The sequence below is a fragment of the Bartonella sp. AA2SXKL genome (genome assembly GCF_042197205.1).
Classification (GTDB): Bacteria; Pseudomonadota; Alphaproteobacteria; order Rhizobiales; family Rhizobiaceae; genus Bartonella.
In genome coordinates, this window is record NZ_JBHIRN010000070.1 from 1 (window position 1) to 665 (window position 665).

Sequence of the window (665 nt, forward strand, 5' to 3'; positions counted from 1 at the left end):
CAGTCCAATGATGGTTGTGGTTGCTGCAATGAATATTAAAAGTGATTTTCTCATTCTTTACTCCATGCATTTACGATTTCTTTTTGTTTTTTTGGATTACCATAGGCTGTGTAACATATTTATTATTCTCATTGGGATATTTTTTTATTATCTCAATGAAACAGTTATTATACTTTAGTTAATTGAAATTAAGGTCAATCCAAACGGGAGTATGATCAGATGGTTTTTGGTAGCCTCTTACTTCTTTTTGGCTATAAGCGCAAATAAGCTGATCGACAGCTTCTGGTGATAAAAGCAAGTGATCAATACGGATCCCGTTGTTTTTGCGCCATGCGGCAGCCTGAAAATCCCAGAAGCTGAATGAGGGAGTATCTGTGACATTACGAATAGCGTCATAAAAACCCAAATGAATAATGCGTTGGAATGCTTGTCTTGTTTGTGGAAGAAATAAGGCGTCATCACTCCATTCTTTAGGGGCTTTTGCATCCAATGGGGTCGGGATGACATTATAATCGCCAGCTAGAACAAGAGGTTCTTCATATTTTAGCAATGATTTTGCATGTGTATACAATCTTTCCATCCATTCCATTTTATAAGGATATTTTTCGCTGTTGATGGGATTACCATTCGGAAGATAGAGTGATGCAACACGAATAACACCTTTA

General features: G+C 36.8%; 1 protein-coding gene. It reads right to left on the reverse strand.

Annotated elements, in window-relative coordinates; all coding sequences use genetic code 11:
* Positions 1 to 178 precede the first annotated feature (178 nt).
* Positions 179 to 665: exodeoxyribonuclease III (locus tag ACFINS_RS09790; protein WP_375706153.1), on the reverse strand; the 487-nt coding region annotated here is incomplete at its 5' end.